Source organism: Streptomyces albidicamelliae (genome assembly GCF_025642175.1).
In the GTDB taxonomy this organism is placed as follows: domain Bacteria; phylum Actinomycetota; class Actinomycetes; order Streptomycetales; family Streptomycetaceae; genus Streptomyces; species Streptomyces albidocamelliae.
This window is the reverse complement of sequence record NZ_CP106795.1, coordinates 147445-165762: the sequence shown is the minus strand read 5'-3', so window position 1 is coordinate 165762 and position 18318 is coordinate 147445. Positions and strand designations below refer to the sequence as shown.

Sequence of the window (18318 nt, the reverse complement as noted above, 5' to 3'; positions counted from 1 at the left end):
CAGGAGGTTGATAGCTATGGTTCCCCTGCTTCTGGTTCTTCTGCTGGCTCTGATCCTCTTCGGTGCGGGCTTTGCGCTGAAGGCACTGTGGTGGATCGCGGTGATCGTGCTCGTCGTGTGGCTGCTGGGCTTCGTCGTCCGTAGCGCGGACAGCGGCGGCCGCAAGGGTCGCTGGTACCGCTGGTAGACGGTACGAGGTGCGCTACGCGCGCGAAGCGATCGGGGCTCGGCCGGATAACGGCCGGGCCTCGCTCGCGTAAATGCCCGTGGCAGGCACGCGTTCGCATGCCAGTGATTCGCTCAGCACCTGCGCAGCCATGACACGGAGCCGCGTCCGCTATCCGTCACCTTCCGTCGCCACGGCGGCCCGGACCCGCTGCTCCTCGCGAGCAGAGCCGACGTCCCGTTCCAGAGGGGTGCGGCTCACCGCTGTCGCGAGATCCTCCAAGGCTTGCTTTTGCAGTTCCGCCTCGCGCCGCACGACCGGGCTCGCGTTGCCGGCGGCGTCCTCCCACGCGTGGAGCGCCTCCTCCACGCGTCCCCACTCCGGATTCCTGTGCTCGCGCACGGCGCCTGCTGCGTTCGCGGTGTCCGTCTCCAGGGCCTCGGCGAATCGCTCCGCTTCGGGGACGAAACGGCTGTCGGCCCGCGGGACGTGGCTCTCCATGAGCATCGCCGCCCGGCCGAACCCCTTGAGCGCCTCCTGTGCCTCCTGTGCCTCGCGCGACGTCAGGCCCCGGGGGCGGACCGGTTCCTGCCTTGCCCGGTCGTACGCTTCCTGCCAGGCGGCACGTGCCTCCCTGCTCTCCAGCAGTGCCCTGCGCATGTCAGCGTGATGTTTCCGGGTCGGTTCGGCGTAGTTGCGGAGCACCGCGGCGGCGTAGCGGCCGTTGGCGGCGAGCCAGTCCGCGAGCCGACTCGGCAGCCGGGGGGTCTCCCACGCGGGGAACACCACGTACGCCAGCATCGCCAGGGCCCCGCCGAGCAGGGTGAGTACCACCCGCTCCGGGACCGTCTGCTCCCATGCCTGGCCACCCATGCCGAGCAGGAAGACGACGTACGCGGCGGTGAAGCACTGGGAGTAGGCGTAGCCGGTACGGTTCAGCGTGTACGACAGGCCCGCCGAGACCACCGCCAGCGCGCCGGACACACGGGCGTCCGTGCCCAGGGCCCGCACCATGCCGGTGGCGAGTGCGACCCCCGCCAGGGTCCCGGCGAGACGGGCCACCGCACGCGCGTACGTACGGTGGAAGTCCGGCCGCATCACCATCACCGAGGCGATGGGCGCCCAGTAACCGTGACCCAAGGGCAGCCGGGCGGCGATCAGATAGCCGAGCGTCGCCACCGCCGCCAGGCGGACGGCGTGCCGGAACACGGGCGAGTCCCGGCGAAGCTCACGGCGGACCGCCCGGACGACGACCGGGACCAGCCGGAGCATCGTCGGGCGCACCAGGAACTGGGCGCCGGCGGGGCCGGGCGGCGTGGGCGTCGTCCCGCGCGCGCAGCCGCTCCCGGCGATCTCCAACGCCTCGCCGAGCAGTTCCACGAGCCGCTCGGCGGCTTGCCGCGCGGGGCCCTCCAGCACCTCGTGTTCCTCGTCGACCCGCAGGACGTCCGTGCTCTCGGGCCGCACCTCGGCGGGAGTCCCGCGGCGGATCGAACGGGCGGCCGCGTCCAGGACGTCGGCGGCCGCGTCGAGCAACTCCCGCGCGCGGTCCCGCCCGGGCCCCTCCGCCGGGGCGCCCACGTCGGGGTCGGCGAGCGCGGCGACCACCGGCCGAATGCGCTCGGCGAGTCCCCGGGGGCCGTGCAGGACGGGAGGACGCGTACGGGCCTGGGACGGCGTCACGGCGGCCGCGTCCCGGGCCGTCATCAACGGCTCCGGGTCGAACGGGGCGGTCGGGTCGTGCCGCAACCGGCGGGCGTAGTCCGCGACGGCGGCCAAGGCGTCGGCGAGCGCGTCACGATGCGCCCCCCAACGCCGGATCGGGAACAGCAAGATCAGCAGGGCCTGCGTCACGCCTCCGAGTGCGATGACCCCGGCGTGCTCCAGGGCTCGCCCGACGCTCGTGGGCAAGGTGATGGTCACGAGCATGCTGCCCACGGTCGTCGCTGCGACGATCCCGGCGGTCGATCCGACGGCCCACGCCATTCCCGCGGCGAAGGCCCATACGGCCAGCAGCGGCAGGAACGTCACGAGTCGCCCCGCCGCCAGATAGCCCACGAAGGTGCTGAGCGCCAGGCCCGCGCCCGCGCCGAGCGCTACCACCTTGCGCGGACGCCAGCTGCGCTGGAAGGTGGCCCCACCCGCGGAGTAGGCGCCGAGGGCGGCGGACGCGGCATACGCGGGGGAGACCAGCCACAGCGTCGGCCCGACGACGATCGCCACCCCAGCGGCCGTGCGCAGCGCGAGCAGGGGCTCCAGCCGCGTCTCCTCGATGGTGAGCGCGGATCGCACGACCTCCCCGAAGGTCCGCAGCCACGTCACGGGTGTCCGCCTGGCCGGAACGCCCTGCCGGGGCGCGTCGGCCTGGTCGGGGTGCGGCAACCGTCGGGCAAGGAAGCCTCCCGCACGGCCCGCGAACCGGTTGGCGGCCGCAGCCTCTGGACGGGGCGCTGCCACTGCGGACACCGCTGGACGTAAGCCGTCCGTCCTCCGGGCCGGAGCGCGGGCCATCGTCGTTGGTTCAGGTCCGGCCGGGGCGCGGCGATCGCCCCCGGCCCGGTCCGGGGGACGGGCAGATCGCCACCCGTCCCCCGGACCAGGCCGAGGGAGACAGGGGGCACGGCGGCCCCGAGTCCCTTACCGCTTATGGCCGTTCCCGTGTCCGTTCGGATGGAGGACCACCTTGGTCCAGCCCTCGTCACGGGCGTCGAAGTGCTCGTAGGCGGTGGGGGCCTCGTCCAGGCTGAGCTCGTGGGAGACGACGAAACTCGGCTTGGCCTTCCCGCCGGCGATCAGGTCCCGCAACGCCCGGTTGTACCTCTTCACCGGCGCCTGCCCGGTCCCCATGCGCTGGCCCTTGAACCACATCATGCCGAAGTCGATCGGCACCTTGCCCTGAGCTTCCAGCTCGCCCTGGGCCTCAGCGCCGCCGGGGTCCTGGGGCAGGAACACGCCCACCACACCGATGTCGCCCGTGAACCTGACCGAGTCGATCAGACCGTTGAGCGTGAGGCTGGCGTCCTCGTGGCCCTGAGGGTCGTGTGCCTGGTAGCCGACGCATTCGCAGCCGTTGTCGGCGCCCAGCCCGAGGGTGGCCTCCTTGACGACGTCCGCCGGGTTCTGCTCGGCGGTGTTGATCGGGATGGCCCCGATCTCCTCCGCCTTGCGCAGCCGGTCGGGCTGGTGGTCGGCCGTCCAGACGCGCCCTGCGCCCTTGAGGAGGGCGGAGTAGGTCGCCATCAGGCCGACGGGACCGGCCCCGAAGACGATGGTCTGGTCGCCCGGCTTGACATGGGCCATCTCGGTGGCGTGATAGCCGGTGGGGAAGATGTCCGCGAGCATCACGTAGTCGGTCTGCCGCTCGGCGGCGTCCTCGCCCAGACGCAGCGCGTTGAAGTCGCCGTAGGGCACGCGCAGCAGCTCCGCCTGGCCGCCCTGGTAGGGGCCCATGTCGGCGAACCCGTAGGCGGCTCCCGCGAGGGCCGGTTCCGGCTGCATGGTCAGGCAGTAGTTGGTCAGACCCTGCTCGCACTGCTTGCAGAAGCCACAGGCGATGTTGAAGGGCAGGACCACGTACTCGCCGACCTGGACCTTGCGGACGGCCGAGCCGACCTCCACGACCTCGCCCATGTTCTCGTGTCCCAGGGTGCGGCCGGACTCGAACGAGGTGCGGCCCTCGTACATGTGCAGGTCCGAACCGCAGATGTTGGTGGTGGTGATCTTGACGATGATGTCGCAGGGGTGTTCGATCTTCGCGTCCGGTACGTCCTTCACTGTGACCGTTCGCGGTCCTTCGTATACCGCTGCCTTCATGATGTCTTCTCTCAGTGCCACGGCATGACCGCGGCACGGCGCTGATGAGACGGCGCGACGAGCCTGACTCCCGGAAGTTGCCAGGGCGGGGTCCGTGGCTCCGGCACGTTTCTGCGGGCCGTTCACCCTGATCAGGTGGAACGGTGCTTCCGTCGGCGACCCGCTCGGCGGAGCTTCGGCGCTCCGGCGGCGTGCGGTGCGGGTCCCCATCGGCGTGCGATGCGAAACGACCCTTCAGCGATCGATCAGCGGATATTCCGTACTCGGACGGTCACCGGTCCAGGACCCCTCCGACTCCGGTCACTGGCGAGTCACCGTGGTCGTCCGCCGGCACGCTGTGCCGTTCCTGTTCGCGCCTGGAGTGGGCGGCCGCCCGGATCGCCTCGTCGCTCTCCAGACCGGATCCGCACCTGCGGCGCGACCCGGTGGCCGGGTGGTCTCGCCCACCAGCATCGTGTGCGAGTACGCCGACTGTGCGGCAACGGCGGGACCCGACCTGGCGCGCCAGTCCCGCAGCCCGGCGTGAGCGGTCGCGTGTGGCAAGAATGACCCCATGCACTTGGTGATCGCGGGTGGACACGGAAAGATCGCGCGCCGGCTGACCCGGCTGCTCTCGGCGCGCGGCGACAACGTCACAGGGCTGATCCGCAACCCGGACCACGCCGACGACCTGCGCGCGGACGGCGCGGAACCGGTGGTGTGCGATCTGGAGCACGCCTCGGTGGACGAGGTGGCCGGCCACCTCGGCGGCGCCGACGCGGCACTGTTCGCCGCGGGCGCCGGACCGGGCAGCGGCGCGGCCCGCAAGCAGACGGTGGACCGGAACGCGGCCATCCTCCTCGCCGACGCGGCCGAGCGCGCCGGGCTGCGCCGTTTCCTGGTGATCTCCGCGATGGGCGTGGACAGCCCGCCGCCGCCCGGCACCGACCCGGTGTTCGCCGCCTACCTGAAGGCCAAGGGAGAGGCGGACGCCGACATCGCCTCCCGTCCGGGACTGGACTGGACGATTCTGCGCCCGGGGATGCTGACCGACGACCCCGGCAGTGGCCGCGTCACGCTCGCCGAGCACACCGACCGCGGCCAAGTGCCGCGCGACGACGTGGCCGCGGTGCTCGCCGCTCTGCTCCACGAGCCCAGGACCGCCGGGCGCATCCTCGAGCTGATCAGCGGGTCCACCCCGGTCGAGGAGGCGGTGCGCGCCGTGGCCGGCGGCTGACGCCGCACTCCGCCCTCCACGAGGTGCGGATAACGACTCACACCCGTGCGCTTTCAAGGCGCTGCGCAGCGAGGCCAACACGATGTTCGTAGTCGCGATGCGCGGGGCTCCCTGGCAGTCACGGCCTCCGGCACCGGCCGCAGCAGTCGTGACTCATGATGGTCCGGTCGAACTTCGTGCTGCACATGTGACCGCGCGTGTAGTAGCCGCCTGCATGGTAGGTCCACCGGCCGACGGGTGGCTCGGTGTCCTCTCGCTTTCCTCCACCACCGTGGCAGCCGCAGTGATGGCGGGGGCGCTGTCCGGTCGCGGATCGCCTCTCCAGACCGCGCCGGATCGCCGTTCGCAAGGGTGCACTTTTCCGGCGCTGTCACCGGTTCTCGGCCCGCCTGCCGTCCAGCATTCCGTGCAGGTGTGCGACGGCGTTCTCGATGTCCGCGTATTTCTGCTGTGCGGCGCGTACCTCGGCCGAGAGCACACCGCAGCGGTGGACGCGCTCGAAATCGCCATAGGGGAACTTGTACCGGCCCTTGGTCTCCTCTCCCATCTCGTCGTCGATGCCCAGGTACCACTTGGCGTACTCGTGGAATCCGTGCTCCTCGAGGTAGGCGTTCTCGTCCGCGGCCGAAGGCCGGTGCTCGCTCCACTCGTCCCGGTCGTCCAGGACGATCCGGCCCTCTTCGGTCAGCTTCCTTGCGTGGTTGAACGCCATCGCGTTCCGTTTCACCGTCATGCCGTTCACCGCCCGGTCGACAGTCGTGTTCAGATGTCGGCTGCTGCCGCCTGGACATCCTGTCGTGCCTGCCCCATCAGCTCGCTCAAGTCGCCGACCTCAGGAGTGAGTTCCCGCGCGCGCGGCGCGACCTGCTGCAGCCATGCCGCAGTGGCCAGGGCCAGTTCGACGGCCTCCCGGGTACGCTCCTCGCCGAGCAGTTTCTCGACCTTGAAGGCAATGCTCGCAAGCGTGTCGTCATCGGTGGCAGGCACCAAGTAGGCCTCCAGGCCCGGCGGATACGGTGTCCGCTCCCGGTACTCACGCATCGCGGTCACGACCGCGGGCACCGCGCTGTACCTGTCGAGGAGGCCCATGAAGACGTACAGGCGGGCCACCAGCCGTGGCAGGCCGGGGTGCCCATCCAGCCAGGCCACCAGCTCGCGCTGATCACCGACGTGGTCCATGATCTGCGACATCTCCTCCGCGACCCGATTGGGCCAGGTCCAGTGGAAGGGCAGCAGCCGCGCCACCTGGTGGGCGAGCGCCGCCTCGCCCTCCGCGTCCAGCGTGCCTGCGACGAATTCGGCGACCTGCCTGCGGTCCAGTCCGTAGTCGGCCGGTGCCGCCCCGTCCTGTGAGCTCTGTGACGAGTCGTGGCGCAGACGCAGCAGCTGTGTGCCGATCTTGCTCAGTGTCCGGTTCCGCATTGTTCCTCCCGACTCGCGATAGGTTCTTCACCGTCCGGAGCGGCCGAACGACCAGCTCCCGCTCGGCTCCGTGCGAACCGCCCCACCAGCCGGGTGCGATACGCGTCGATGTCCTTGCTCATGACACCAGGGAGCCAGATGCCGAACCCGAAAGAGCGTCGTCGGTCTCTGTGACGTCCGCGAGTGGGGGTCCACGCGGCTGTGGACGCGGCGCCGCCCGTCGTGGACTCGGCAATCCGCTCATCGCACCTGGGACACGCAGTTCTGTTCTGCGCTTCCGGGGGGTGCCGCGGTGGTCCATCGTGTTCACCCTCCTGCAGTGGTTCGTCGAGCGCCGTCGCCCGCGCGACCCGCGAACGCAGGACGTGCGCGGGCCGCGCCGGCCCTGCCGGCGAGCGTCTCGCCCTCGCTGGTCCAAGCACACGGAGGGTCTCAGGCACTCCCCAGGGTGACGAACCGGGTGGCTCCACGCCTGCCTCTGGCGGGTCAGGAATGCACAGGTCCGGTCGCCCCACGAGTACGAGAGGACGGATCCACACATCTCGGGTACGCCGGCCCGTGAGCGGGTACGCGACATGCCCAAGGCTCCTAGGGACGGAGTGGTCCCATGGCCGGCGATCGGTCGCACAGCCTGTACCACCGCTGCGCCCACCGGAAGGGCAGCCTTCCGCGGGGCAGCGCCGGGCGGCATCCCACGGTCGTGCGCGGAGGGCCCCGCCCGCCCGCTCGCACCCCGGCCGACCATGCCCCCCGCGAACGGGTCGCGCTCTCCTGCGCTCGGTTCGGCACTCCGGACGAAGTCGAGATCCTGGGCCTGGCCATGGACCGCATAGCCGCCGCGGGGCTGTACCGTGCCGAGGCCGGATACCTCAATGTGAGCGGCGACCTCGTCCCCAGTCCAAGGGACGGGCAGATGCCTGCCTTGGCCGTGAGCCGGCGGGTGTGGGAGCTGGCCGGGCAGGACGGTAGCGTGACCGTACCCGGCAGGCCCTGGGGCCGGGCCCTGGGGCTACGCGGACTTGAGGGACTCCACGGCTACCTCGTGGTCACGTCCCGCTCCCGGCCCACCAAGGCCGAGCGAGCCCTGCTGGCCACGTTCGTCCAGCACACCGCTGCTGCGTTGTCAGCCGCCTTCGCACACCGCCGCCGACGCGAGGATGCGCTGGATCTGCACCGGCTGAGGGACGAACGCACGGCCCTCCAACGGCAGCTGATCTCTGTGGTGGCAGAGCTGGGCTACGAGCGAGCCGTTCACGCGCTCATGTCCGGCATCGCCGCCTCGGGTGGCGGCGAAGAAGCTGTCACCCGCGCACTGCACGGGCTCACTGGACTTCCTGCGCTGGTCGAGGACCGCTTCGGTCGGCTGAGGTCCTGGACCGGCCCCAGCCGCCCCGTCCCCTATCCCGAACCGGACCCACTGCGCCAGGAAGAAATGCTGCACGCCGTCGCCTGTCAGGCCGGGCCGGTGCGGGTAAGGGACCGGCTGATCACCCTGATCCGCCCGCACGGCGACATCCTGGGCGTGCTGGCCCTGGTCGATGCGCGGGACGAGGCCGACGAGCACACCGTACTCGCGCTTGAACACGCTGCCGCGGCTCTCGCCCCGGAGCTGGCGCACCTGCGCAATCTGGCCGAGGTGGAGCTGAGGCTGCACCGCGAGCTGGTGGACGACCTCCTGGCAGGGACGGACGAGGTGAGCGCCTACACCCGGTCCGAGGCAGTCGGACACGACCTGCACCGCAGCCACTACGTCGTCGTGGTGCAGTGGTCGAACCGGACCGCCGACGATTCCTTCGCACAGACCGTGGGGCGGGCGGCCACTGCCGTGGGCATGCGCTCGCTGCTGACCCGACGCTCCGACCACGTCGTCCTGATCGCCGACGACAAGCCGCATCCCCGCGCGCTGTACGAAGCGCTCGCCCGGGAGACCGGAACACGGTCCGGGACGATCGGGGTGAGCGCCCCTTCCGACTCCCTGATCGACATCCCCCACCACTACCGGGAGGCGCAGCGCGCCCTGGACGTGCGCCGCCACTCCCGTGAGCGCTACGGCACGACGTTCTTCGAGGAGCTCGGCCTCTACCGCATCCTGGGACCCGGCAACGATTACCAGGAACTGGAGTCGTTCGTGCGGGAGTGGCTCGGGCAGCTCATCGACTACGACTCCCGGCACCACGCGACCTTGGTGGAGACCCTGTCCCGGTACTTCGACTGCGGCGGCAACTACGACGAGACCGCAGAATCCCTCGCGATCCACCGCAGCACGCTGCGCTATCGTCTCCAGCGCATCCGCGACATCAGCGGCAACGACCTCGCGAACGTCGAGGACCGGCTGAACCTCCAGGTGGCGACCCGAGTGTGGAAGATCGTGCTGGGCAGGCCCGGCTGACGCCTCGCTGGAACTGCTGGGGGAGTGGTGTCCCAGCGGTGGAGTGGGGTGGGCCGGGCGGCGGAGGAGCATCCGGGCCGCCCTGCGGCTGCCGGGACGGCCGGCGACCTGGTCGGGCAGCCGGGTGCGGGCTGCCCAGTCCTGGAGCCCGGTCGCGGTGACCAGCACCGCCGGGAGGAGACCGGTGGGTCGGTCACGACGCGTCGCCTGCGGGCCACGATCTTCTTACCCGCATCCGTGCCGGCCCTCTTGATGCGCCTCCGGCAGCCAGAGCTGGAGGCGACGGTGAGAAAGGCGTCGTGGACTTCGGTGCGCCGTTCCCAGTGGACAGCGGGCTGACCAGGGCGCGAGCAACCGCACCGGCCCCGGCCTTGGCGAGAGTCCCGTTGCGCGCCCGTGAGGGCGTTCGGCGGGCGCCGACGGTTCGCCGTGTCTGCCCCGGATGCCGCGTGTCCACCATCGATATACACCGCATCGGTGCGCACCGCACGGCGGTGGTGTGGACCGGCTGCCGCTCGGCACGCACCAGGCGCCCGACGATTCCCCGGACTGACTGCGCTGGGGGCCGTGTCCACTCCTCAGGCGCTTAAGCACAACCCCTCCACCCCGGCCGCCGTCCACGCCGGCCCTTCCCGCGTCAACGTGAACGGCGCACCCAGGCGGCGAACGACGGCTCCGGCGCCGAGCGACGCCGCGCATACGGCCGGCCGGTCAGGTCGTCGCCTCCGTGGACCAGGTCGAAGGCCACGAAGTGCGCCGACAACTCCCGCGCCCGGCAAGTCGCTGCTGTAGCCGCTCGAACGCAGCCTGGTGGGCTCCGACACCCCCAACTGCCATGGAGACCGCGTCGACCGGCTCGCAGGTCAGCCCAGCACTTCTGCGATCGGGGCGTCGGCGTCCACGTAGCGCACGAGCTTGCGGTTCGCGAATTCCATGATGCCCACGTCGCCGAGTTCGCGCCCGTAGCCGGAGCGCTTGATGCCGCCGAAGGGCAGCTCCGGTCGGGAAGCGGTCGGGTGGTTGATCCATACCATGCCCGCCTCCAGCCGGTTCGCGACTCCGCGAGCACGTTCCGGGTCGGCGGCGAAGACCGCGCCACCCAGGCCGTAGGGGGAGGTGTTGGCCAGTGCCACGGCCTCGTCCTCGTCGGCGACCCGGTAGACCGTGGCGACGGGGCCGAAGAGCTCTTCCTGGTAGGCCCGCATGTCCGGTGTGACGTCGGTGAGAAGGGTCGGCTCGACGAAGGCGCCCGGCAGGTCGGGCCGCCCGCCGCCCAGCACCACCGTGGCTCCCTTGTCCACCGCGTCACGAACCTGCTCCATCAGGAGTTCCGCCGCGGCCTCGGAGGACAGCGGGCCGAGCGTGGTGGCGGGGTCGACCGGATCTCCCGGTTGCATCTCGCTCATCCGGTCGCGCAGCCCGGTGACGAAGGCGTCGTAGACGTCGGCGAGGGCGATGAAGCGCTTGGCCGCCACGCAGCACTGCCCGGTGTTGCCCATCCGGCCGAGGAACGCGGCGTACACGGTGCGCTCAAGGTTGTGATCGTCCAGCACGACGAAGGGATCACTGCCACCCAGCTCGAGGACGGACTTCTTGACATTGCGGCCCGCGATCTGGCCCAGGCTCACGCCCGCCCGCTCGCTTCCGGTCAGTGACGCTCCCTGCACTCGACAGTCATCGATGATCTTCCCGACGTCCGCGCCCCGGACGAAGAGATTGGTGTAGACCCCGGACGGCACACCCGTATCCGTGAACAGCTGCTCGATTGCCAGTGCGGACTGGGGACAGCTACTCGCGTGCTTGAGCAGGATCGTGTTGCCGAGGACGAGGTTCGGAGCCGCGAATCGGACGACCTGGTACAGCGGGAAGTTCCACGGCATCACACCGAGAAGGACGCCGAGCGGCTCGTTCACCAGCACGGCCGTCCCCTCGGGCACCGGCAGGGGTCGTTCTTCCAGCAACTCGGGGCCGTGCTCGCCGTAGTAGGTGAGGATGTCGGACGCGAGGTCGACCTCTGCACGGCTGGAGTCGATCAGCTTGCCGACCTCAAGGGTCAGGAGGTGGGCCAGTTCCTCCTTGCGCTCCCTCATCAGCCCGCCGACGCGTCGCACGACGGCCCCCCGGTCGGCCGTCGACCGGGCCCGCCAGTCGGGAAAGCTGCGGTGCGCCGCGTCGATCGCCCGCCCTACCTCCTCCGAGCTCAGCGGCGGGAATTCGCGAACCCTTTCACCTGTGTACGGGTTGACCGTGGCGATGGGGCTTCCCTGGGCAGTGACATGGGCGTCCATGACGCCTCCCTGGAGTCGGGGCACCTCGGGTTTCCACGCCCGGACCCGCTCACACGTGAGTCACGTCGAATCGGCAGAGTCGCCACCCGAGTTCGGCTACGTGACGCTCTCCTGTGTGGCTCTTCGTCTGTGTGCCGCGGACCGTGGGCGGGCGCGGGCCGGGCCGGCGTGGCAGGCTTGCAGGGGATCCGCGCCGTTCGTCGCAACACAGCAGCGAAGGAGGACGACGCATGGATGAGCAGGAATTCGTCCGCACCGTCGCCGAGCGCACCGGACTGAGCCGGCAGGAGGCGGCGGACCTGACCTGGGCCACGCTCGAGACGCTGGCCCACAGACTGAGCTCTGGCGAGGCCAGGGACCTGATCACCGAGCTCCCCGAGAGCCTCGCGGAGGCGGTGCGCCGGGGAACCACGGACCGCATCGAGCGCTTCGGCCACCACGACAGCGTTCGGCGCGTTGCCGAACGCACCATGCTCAAGGAGGAGGAAGCCGACCGGGGTGTGCGGACCGTACTTGCCGTGCTCCGCGAGGCGATCAGTGAGAAGGAGTTCAACGACCTGATGTCGCAGCTCGGAACGGACTTCTCCCAGGCCCTCGAATCCGCCGAGTGACCCGAGCCTTCGGCACGGCGCCCGTGTCGCGGCGCCGGCGGCCCGGACGCTGCGTGTGCACCGGGGCACCGTGGCTGACGCCCACGGATCGCCGGTCCCTCGCGGCCGCGATGGCGCGGGGGCACACGAAGGTGTGGTCATGACGGCTGACGTGCCCGAGACCTCCTGCGGCAGATCCGTGCGTGTCGTGCTGTTGGCCGACCCCGGACCGCCGTCGGAGATCACCCGGGCTTGGTTGCCCGACCATCTCCGCCGGGCAGTCCGTACCCGGGTCGGATGGCAGGTCGACACGATGACCGCTCCGCTCAGCATGAGAGCGTCGTCTCCTTCCTGCTGCCGGCCCCGTCCGTCCTGCGCACGTTCGTCGGACGGCAGGTCGGCGTCGGCGACTACTTCTTCCTGGCCCGGGTCGTCACCGCCATCGCGATGACCGGCGGGGGTCTCGGGACCAGCCTCGAAGGGGACCACAACGTGTCCGACGTCGCCTGTCGACGACGGCAGCGTGAGCGTCAGCGGACGCGGCGGCAGGTGTCGCGGCCGGAGCGAGGCGGACGCAGGGGGGCCGGACACCACCGACGGGTGACGCGTGGGCTGCTGCCCGGGCGTCACAGGGCGATGACGTGGAGGTCGACCAGATCGAGCAGCGCCCCCAGGGCCGAGCTGGGTCGCCGGGTCGACGACGTACCGAGATGCATGCTCCAGCGGAGCATGGTGTCGCGGACGTCGAGGACGTGCAGGCCGGGGGTGCGGGCAACGGCGAAAGCGGGCAGGAAGGCGATGCCGAGACCGTGCCGGACCAGTGCCGCCCCCATGTCGATGTCGGGCACTTCCAGTGCCACCCGGCGTACGACGCCCGCCGCCGCGAACGCCCGGTCGACCACCTCGCGGTTGCCGTAGCCCGGCGGGAAGTCCACGAAGGGCTCCCCGGCGAGGTCCGCAAGTGCCACCTTTCCCCGCTGCGCGAGCGGGTGGGCGGCGTTCGCCGCCAGGACGAGCGGCACGGTGGCCAGCTCCCGTGCGTCGATCCCTGCGGGCTTGCGTTCGGGCAGCGACAGGAAGGCCACGTCAAGGTCCCCACTGAGCAGCGCGCGCGCCAGTCCCGCCGAGCCGGCCGTCGCCAGCCGCAGCCGGACGTCGATCGCCGGATGCCGCGCGTGCAACTGCCCGAGGAGCGCAGGCAGGTCCACCACCTCGACCGAGGCCATGGCGCCCACGTTCACCGTGCCGCGCAGCGTGTCCTGTGCGGCGCGCACGGCGTCCTGGGCGGCCTGGGCGGCGTTCAGGGTGGCCCGAGCTTCCGGCAGGAGCGCCGCGCCCGCCCCGGTGAGCCGGACCTGTTGCGACGTGCGCTCGAACAGCGCGCAGCCGAGCTCGCGCTCCAGGGAGCGGATCGCGGCTGACACCCCTGACTGCACCACGTGCAGCCGACGGGCGGCACGCGTGAAACTCAGCTCCTCGGCGACCGCGATGAAGTGCTGCAACTGACGTAGCTCCACACCAGAAGTATCACTCACATTGCTGGAGCCCAGCAAAAAGATTCGTTGGCACTGATTCTGGCTGGTGAGGAGGATGGAAGACGCCATCCGCTTCCGCCCGAGGAGGGGTACCCCTGCCTGCCGTTCCGACGCCGCTGAGCCGTCCCACAGCCGACGCTCCCGACGACCCGACCCAGCCGATCCCAGCACCCGCTCCCGCCGAGCTGTCGCCCCGCGTCCCCGCCCGGCGCCGTGCCTCGCACACGAGCGGCTTCTGGTTCGTGGCCGTGGCGTTCGCCGTACTGATGGCCTTCGGCACCGCGCCGACCCCGTTGTGGCCGCTGTACGAGGCCAGGGACCACTTCGGCGCGACCACGGTCACGGTGGCGTACGCCTCGATGGTCGTGGGCGCAGCGGCCGCCTTCCTGGGACTGGGGCACCTGTCGGACCGGCTCGGCCGGCGGCGCATCATCGTCCCGGCGCTGGCGGTCGGCATCGTGGCGTCGGTCGTACTGATCGTGTGGCGGGACCTGCCGGGGCTGATCGCGGGCAGGATCCTGAACGGTGTCGGACTGGGGCTGATGGCCTCGACCGCGACGACGTACCTGCACGACCTTTACCACGAGGCCCGTCCGGAACGGGCGGGTTCGGTGCTGCCCGGCATCGTGGCCACCGCCGCGAACCTCGGCGGCCTGGCCTCAGGGCCCCTGGTCGCCGGAGCCGCCGCCGAGTGGCTCCCCATGCCCCTGATCACGGCCCAGGCGATCTTCACGCTCGCCATGGCAGTGTGCCTGACGCTGGTGCTGCGCACGCCGGAGACCGTGGACCTGGAGTTGCCCGCGGCTCGACCGCCCAGCAGGTTCGTCCTGCGTCCAGGCGGCCGGCGGGCGTTCGGCGCGGCCGGCGCGCTGGGCGCCTTCGCCTTCGCGATCCTCGGTCTGATCTCCTCCCTCGGGGCGAGCGTGCTCCACGGCACCCTGCACACCGACTCGCACCTGGTGGTCGGCCTGGCGGCCTTCCTCATGTTCGGTTCCGCGGCATCCGCCCAGCTGGTGCTGGGCCGTCTCCCACTGCCCCGGCTCCTGACGGTGGGGGCAGTGGCCTTCCCGGTCGGCCTGGTCCTGTGCGCCGTCGCCCTCTACCACCCGGCGCTCTGGCTCTACCTGGTCGCCGTGTCCCTGTCGGGAGCCGGCTCCGGGCTGCTGTTCAAGGGAGGAGTCGAACGTGCCGGTTCAGTGGCCGAGCCCACCTCACGCGCGGGGGTCCTCGCCGTGTTCTTCGTCGTCGCGTACCTGGGAATGGGCCTGCCCTCCGTCCTGTTCAGCATCGCCCTGCGGCACTTCGCCGTGCAGACCGCGATGATCGGCTTCGCGGCGGTCCTCTCCTGCGGAGCCGTTGTGTCGGTCGCCGTCGCGTTGCGCGACCGCGCACCCGGTCCCGGCGAGCTCCCGGCGCAGTCCGCTCGCCCCTCCTGACCGTTCCGCGGCGCATGCGACATCGATTGTCTGGGAGGCGCGGACCTGGGCACCCGGTGCGGGTGCGCGTGACACGGATTCGCGGCGGACGGGAGGCCCGAGATGTCTGCGGAATCGGCCAGAACGATCGCGCTCCCCGCCGGTGAGGAGATCGCGGCGCTCGGGCAGGGAACCTGGTACCTGGGCGAGGACCCGGCCCGGCGTGAACAGGAGATCGCCGCGCTGCGGCTGGGCGTCGACCTGGGCATGACCGTCGTCGACACGGCGGAGATGTACGGCGACGGCGCAGCCGAGGAGCTCGTCGGGGAGGCCCTCCGGGGGCGCCGGGACGAGGTCTTCCTCGTCAGCAAGGTGCTGCCCCGCCACGCCGACCGGAAGGGCACCGTCGCCGCCTGCGAGGGCAGCCTGCGGCGGCTCCGTACGGAGCGGCTGGACCTCTACCTGCTGCACTGGCGGGGACGGGGGCCGCTTGAGGAGACCCTCGCGGGATTCACCGACCTGATGGAGGCGGACAAGATCCGTCACTGGGGCGTGAGCAATCTCGACGTCGCCGACCTGGTCGAGCTGACGGCCCTCCCCGGCGGCGACGCCGTGGCCGTCGACCAGGTGTTGTTCAACCTCTCCCGGCGCGGCATCGAGTGGGATCTTCTCCCCTGGTGCCGTGAGGCCGGGGTGACGGTCCAGTCCTACTCGCCGATCGAGCAGGGGCGGCTGCTGAAGGTGGAGGCTCTGAGTGCCGTGGCCCGGGCGCTCGGAGCAACGCCGGCCCAGGTGGCACTCGCCTGGGTGCTGGCACAGGGGGTGGCCGCGATCCCGCGTTCCGGATCACCCGACCACGTTCGGGAGAACCGCGGCGCGATGGACCTCCACCTGCCTACCGAGGCGCTCGACGCCCTCGACGAGGCGTTCCCGCCACCCAGTGGGCCCACGCCCCTGGAGATGCTCTGAAGGAGTTGACAGGATGGCGCGCCCACTCGTCGTCGGAATGGGAGGTTCGCTGCGCTCTCCGTCGACCAGCCTCACCGCACTGCGTGTGGCGGTCGAGGGGGCGGCCGATGCGGGCGCCGACACCCAGGTGATCGATCTCAAGCGGCTGGATCTCCCGTTCTACACGTCCGAGCACAAGATCCCCGCGTCCGCCCGCCGGCTTGCGGACACCGTTCAGGCCGCCGACGCCCTGCTGTGGAGCAGCCCGACCTACCACGGGTCGGTCAGCGGCGCTTTCAAGAACGCGGTGGACTGGCTCGCCCTCCTGGCCGACCACGACCCGCCCTACCTCAGCAACAAACCCGTGGGGATGCTGACGACCGCCGGCGGAGTGCAGGGCCTGCAGGCGATCAACGCGATGGAGTTCATCGTGCGGTCGTTGCGCGGCTGGGCCGTGCCGCTGGTGTTCGCGGTCCCGCGGTCCTCCCGGGTCTTCGACGGCGACGGACGCCTCAGCGACCAGGCGGTCGCGGACCAGTTGCGCGGCCTCGGCGCGGAGGTGACCAGGGCGGCCCTGCAGTTCCGGGCGGAGGGCACGTGCGACTACGCGCAGGAACGGCCGTCCGGGGCCGTCCGGAGCTGAGCCCGGCCCTGTCACGTGGGGGGCGCCGAGGCCGGCTTCCTCACGACCCGGTCCGCTCCACGGGCCGCCGGTGCTCGCCGCGCGCCGCGAAGCGCCCGGGTGGGAAGTGCGGCAGCACGTGCTCGGCCAGTTCGTCGATCACTTCGGCGACCGGACGGCGGCTGTGCTTGAAGTTGATCATCAGCTGATCGATGCCGATGTCCTGCCAGGCCCGCATCATCGCCAGGAACGACACCCGGCCCACCGAGAAGCCCTGGTGGATGCGCCGGGGCAGGGCCAGCGGATCCTCGGTCAGATCCAGATAGGTGGCCTGCGCGTACGGCTTGAACCCACCGCCGTCGCCCCGGGTCAGCTCCCGCCACCGCTCGATGTTCTCGGCCTGCTGCTGGAGCGGCGGGGTGTAGTACAGCCAGCCGTCCGTGTTGTCGGCGATCCACCGGACGTCCTGCCTGCCGTGTCCCGTCATCAGTACGGGGATCCGCCGGTACACCGGCTTGGGCAGCAGATCGGTGCCGCGCATCCGGCCGAGCGGCGACTCCACGTGGGGGAACCGGTGCTCCAGGACGACACGGAAGTACTCCAGCGACTGCCGGAACCTCTCGGCCCGGCCGGCCAGGTCCTGCCCGAAGGCCGGGAACTCCACGGGCCGGTCACCGGTGGCCACCCCGAGCAGGAGGCGTCCGCCTGACAGTTGGTCCACCGAGGCGGCCGCCTTGGCGGTGTGCAAGGGATGCCGCAGCGGCATGACGATGCTGGCGGTTCCCAGTGTGATCGAGGTGGTGCGGGCACTGAGCTGTCCCAGGTACACCCACGGGTCGAAGACCTGCCCGGCGTCCCCGAAGCTCGGGTCCAGCAGCGGCACGTCACGGACCCACACCGAGGCGAAGCCGGCCCGCTCGGCCTGCTGGATCCGTTCTATGTGCCCGGCCAGGGACGGCACGGGCCCTTCGAAGCCCTCCAGGGGCGTAATGGCGCCAACGGTCATCCTGCCGCCGGGATACGCCCTGGCCATGGCCGCGTGCTCGGAGAACGGCCGCTGCGTTCCGCCTTCGACGTGCACTGGTGCGTCGGCTGAGGGAACTGTCGGTAGTGTCATGCGATCCTCCGGCGAATAGGTCGTGTCCGGGTCCGTATCCGTGCCCTGCTCCGTGCTGGGGCGCGTCGTTCCGGGACCCGTGACGCCCGCCGAGGTGGCGGTTTGCCATGCCGGACCTGCCAGCCGGGGATGACCCGGACGTCGCGGAAGAACAGCCCCTGCGGCGCCTCGGCCTCCAGGTCGCCCGAGGCGCCCGAGACGCAGGCCCCGCTCAGCCCGGGGCGCCGACGAGAGCCTCGAAGTCCCGGGGCAGCTGGGACATTACGTGGCGGAACTCTCCGTCACTGACCGCGTCCTTCAGGGTGCTCAGCTCGGCCCGTACGCCCTCGCGGGCCTCGTCCGGGCTCACCCCCGCTCGCCTGCTCACCCGATTGATGAACTCGTCGAGTCCGAAGCGTTCGGCCTCCGGAGTGGGAGAGACCAGCGGCTCCTTCAACGGCTTGGGCAGTTCGGACGCGAGGTCCTCCGCCTCACCCCTCGTGAGCCGCTCGGCCAAGGTTTCCAGGGTGGCGCGGGTGAGGGGCTCCGCCTTCTCCGGGGGGACAGGGGCGCGCCGGGTGATGGTGTCGAGGAAGGTGTTGTAGTCCATGAGTTGTCCTTCTTCCGATTTGCACTGCCTGGCGCGGGACCTGAGGCAGCCACCGAAAGGTGCGTCGTTTGTGTGGGGGTGGCGGCGGGCTGGTGCGCGTCATGGTGCATGCGGCTAGCAGAGGCCATTTCCATGCTCCGGATGTGGGCCACACCCTGCTTGCTCCCAGCGGGCGGAAAAGCGGCGGGCTCCGTAGACCTCGGAGCAC

At 71.0% G+C, this 18318-nt stretch carries 16 protein-coding genes; 7 read left to right on the top strand and 9 right to left on the bottom strand.

Going from position 1 to position 18318, the window contains the following annotated elements; genetic code table 11:
* The first annotated feature begins 16 nt into the window (after positions 1-16).
* Positions 17-187 carry a DUF5670 family protein gene (locus tag N8I86_RS00855; RefSeq protein WP_059247750.1) on the top strand — a complete coding sequence of 57 codons (171 nt, stop codon included), beginning with the start codon at positions 17-19 and terminating at the stop codon, positions 185-187.
* A 150-nt stretch (positions 188-337) separates the two neighbouring features.
* On the opposite strand, the gene N8I86_RS00850 is transcribed toward N8I86_RS00855, so the two are convergent.
* A complete protein-coding gene (locus tag N8I86_RS00850) occupies positions 338-2488 on the bottom strand; it encodes an FUSC family protein (RefSeq protein WP_263276752.1) in 2151 nt (716 codons plus the stop codon).
* A 315-nt stretch (positions 2489-2803) separates the two neighbouring features.
* Positions 2804-3979 carry a glutathione-independent formaldehyde dehydrogenase gene (locus tag N8I86_RS00845; protein WP_263276751.1) on the bottom strand — a complete coding sequence of 392 codons (1176 nt, stop codon included), beginning with the start codon at positions 3977-3979 and terminating at the stop codon, positions 2804-2806.
* Between the two features lie 553 nt (positions 3980-4532).
* Between N8I86_RS00845 and N8I86_RS00840 the strand changes: the two genes are divergently transcribed.
* Complete coding sequence (locus N8I86_RS00840) at positions 4533-5195, top strand: SDR family oxidoreductase (protein WP_263276750.1); 663 nt, start codon at positions 4533-4535, stop codon at positions 5193-5195.
* 370 nt (positions 5196-5565) lie between these two features.
* Here the strand turns inward: N8I86_RS00840 and N8I86_RS00835 are convergent, their stop codons facing one another.
* On the bottom strand, positions 5566-5928 hold the full coding sequence (locus tag N8I86_RS00835) for a hypothetical protein (protein WP_073896889.1): 363 nt from the start codon (positions 5926-5928) through the stop codon (positions 5566-5568).
* Between the two features lie 29 nt (positions 5929-5957).
* Positions 5958-6617, bottom strand: a complete 660-nt coding sequence (locus N8I86_RS00830) for a hypothetical protein (RefSeq protein ID WP_263276749.1) — start codon at positions 6615-6617, stop codon at positions 5958-5960.
* Positions 6618-7224: 607 nt separating this feature from the next.
* Between N8I86_RS00830 and N8I86_RS00825 the strand changes: the two genes are divergently transcribed.
* A complete protein-coding gene (locus N8I86_RS00825) occupies positions 7225-9006 on the top strand; it encodes a helix-turn-helix domain-containing protein (protein WP_263276748.1) in 1782 nt (593 codons plus the stop codon).
* Between the two features lie 863 nt (positions 9007-9869).
* Here N8I86_RS00825 and N8I86_RS00820 read toward each other — a convergent pair.
* Positions 9870-11294, bottom strand: coding sequence for an NAD-dependent succinate-semialdehyde dehydrogenase (locus tag N8I86_RS00820; RefSeq protein ID WP_263276747.1), 1425 nt, complete (start codon positions 11292-11294; stop codon positions 9870-9872).
* A gap of 230 nt (positions 11295-11524) precedes the next feature.
* Between N8I86_RS00820 and N8I86_RS00815 the strand changes: the two genes are divergently transcribed.
* Positions 11525-11905 (top strand): DUF2267 domain-containing protein, encoded by a 381-nt coding sequence (locus tag N8I86_RS00815; protein ID WP_073896530.1) that lies wholly within the window; start codon positions 11525-11527, stop codon positions 11903-11905.
* A gap of 605 nt (positions 11906-12510) precedes the next feature.
* Here the strand turns inward: N8I86_RS00815 and N8I86_RS00810 are convergent.
* Positions 12511-13401, bottom strand: a complete 891-nt coding sequence (locus N8I86_RS00810; RefSeq protein WP_263276746.1) for a LysR family transcriptional regulator — start codon at positions 13399-13401, stop codon at positions 12511-12513.
* 113 nt (positions 13402-13514) lie between these two features.
* On the opposite strand from N8I86_RS00810, the gene N8I86_RS00805 reads away from it, so the two are divergent.
* From N8I86_RS00805 to N8I86_RS00795, 3 genes are all read left to right on the top strand, one after another.
* Entirely contained in the window at positions 13515-14855 is a 1341-nt protein-coding gene (locus N8I86_RS00805) for an MFS transporter (RefSeq protein ID WP_404830866.1), read from the top strand.
* A 102-nt stretch (positions 14856-14957) separates the two neighbouring features.
* The gene (locus N8I86_RS00800; RefSeq protein WP_263276744.1) at positions 14958-15803 is read left to right on the top strand and encodes an aldo/keto reductase; all 846 of its coding nucleotides are present in this window, start codon (positions 14958-14960) and stop codon (positions 15801-15803) included.
* 13 nt (positions 15804-15816) lie between these two features.
* Positions 15817-16425 carry an NADPH-dependent FMN reductase gene (locus N8I86_RS00795; RefSeq protein WP_263276743.1) on the top strand — a complete coding sequence of 203 codons (609 nt, stop codon included), beginning with the start codon at positions 15817-15819 and terminating at the stop codon, positions 16423-16425.
* A gap of 40 nt (positions 16426-16465) precedes the next feature.
* Here the strand turns inward: N8I86_RS00795 and N8I86_RS00790 are convergent, their stop codons facing one another.
* From N8I86_RS00790 to N8I86_RS00785, 3 genes are all read right to left on the bottom strand, one after another.
* A complete protein-coding gene (locus N8I86_RS00790) occupies positions 16466-17437 on the bottom strand; it encodes an LLM class oxidoreductase (RefSeq protein ID WP_073896896.1) in 972 nt (323 codons plus the stop codon).
* Between the two features lie 80 nt (positions 17438-17517).
* Positions 17518-17736 carry a glycogen debranching N-terminal domain-containing protein gene (locus N8I86_RS39180; RefSeq protein WP_404830865.1) on the bottom strand — a complete coding sequence of 73 codons (219 nt, stop codon included), beginning with the start codon at positions 17734-17736 and terminating at the stop codon, positions 17518-17520.
* Positions 17733-18110 (bottom strand): DUF2267 domain-containing protein, encoded by a 378-nt coding sequence (locus N8I86_RS00785; protein WP_123439399.1) that lies wholly within the window; start codon positions 18108-18110, stop codon positions 17733-17735. The genes N8I86_RS39180 and N8I86_RS00785 overlap by 4 nt, the downstream gene beginning before the upstream one ends.
* Positions 18111-18318 lie beyond the last annotated feature (208 nt).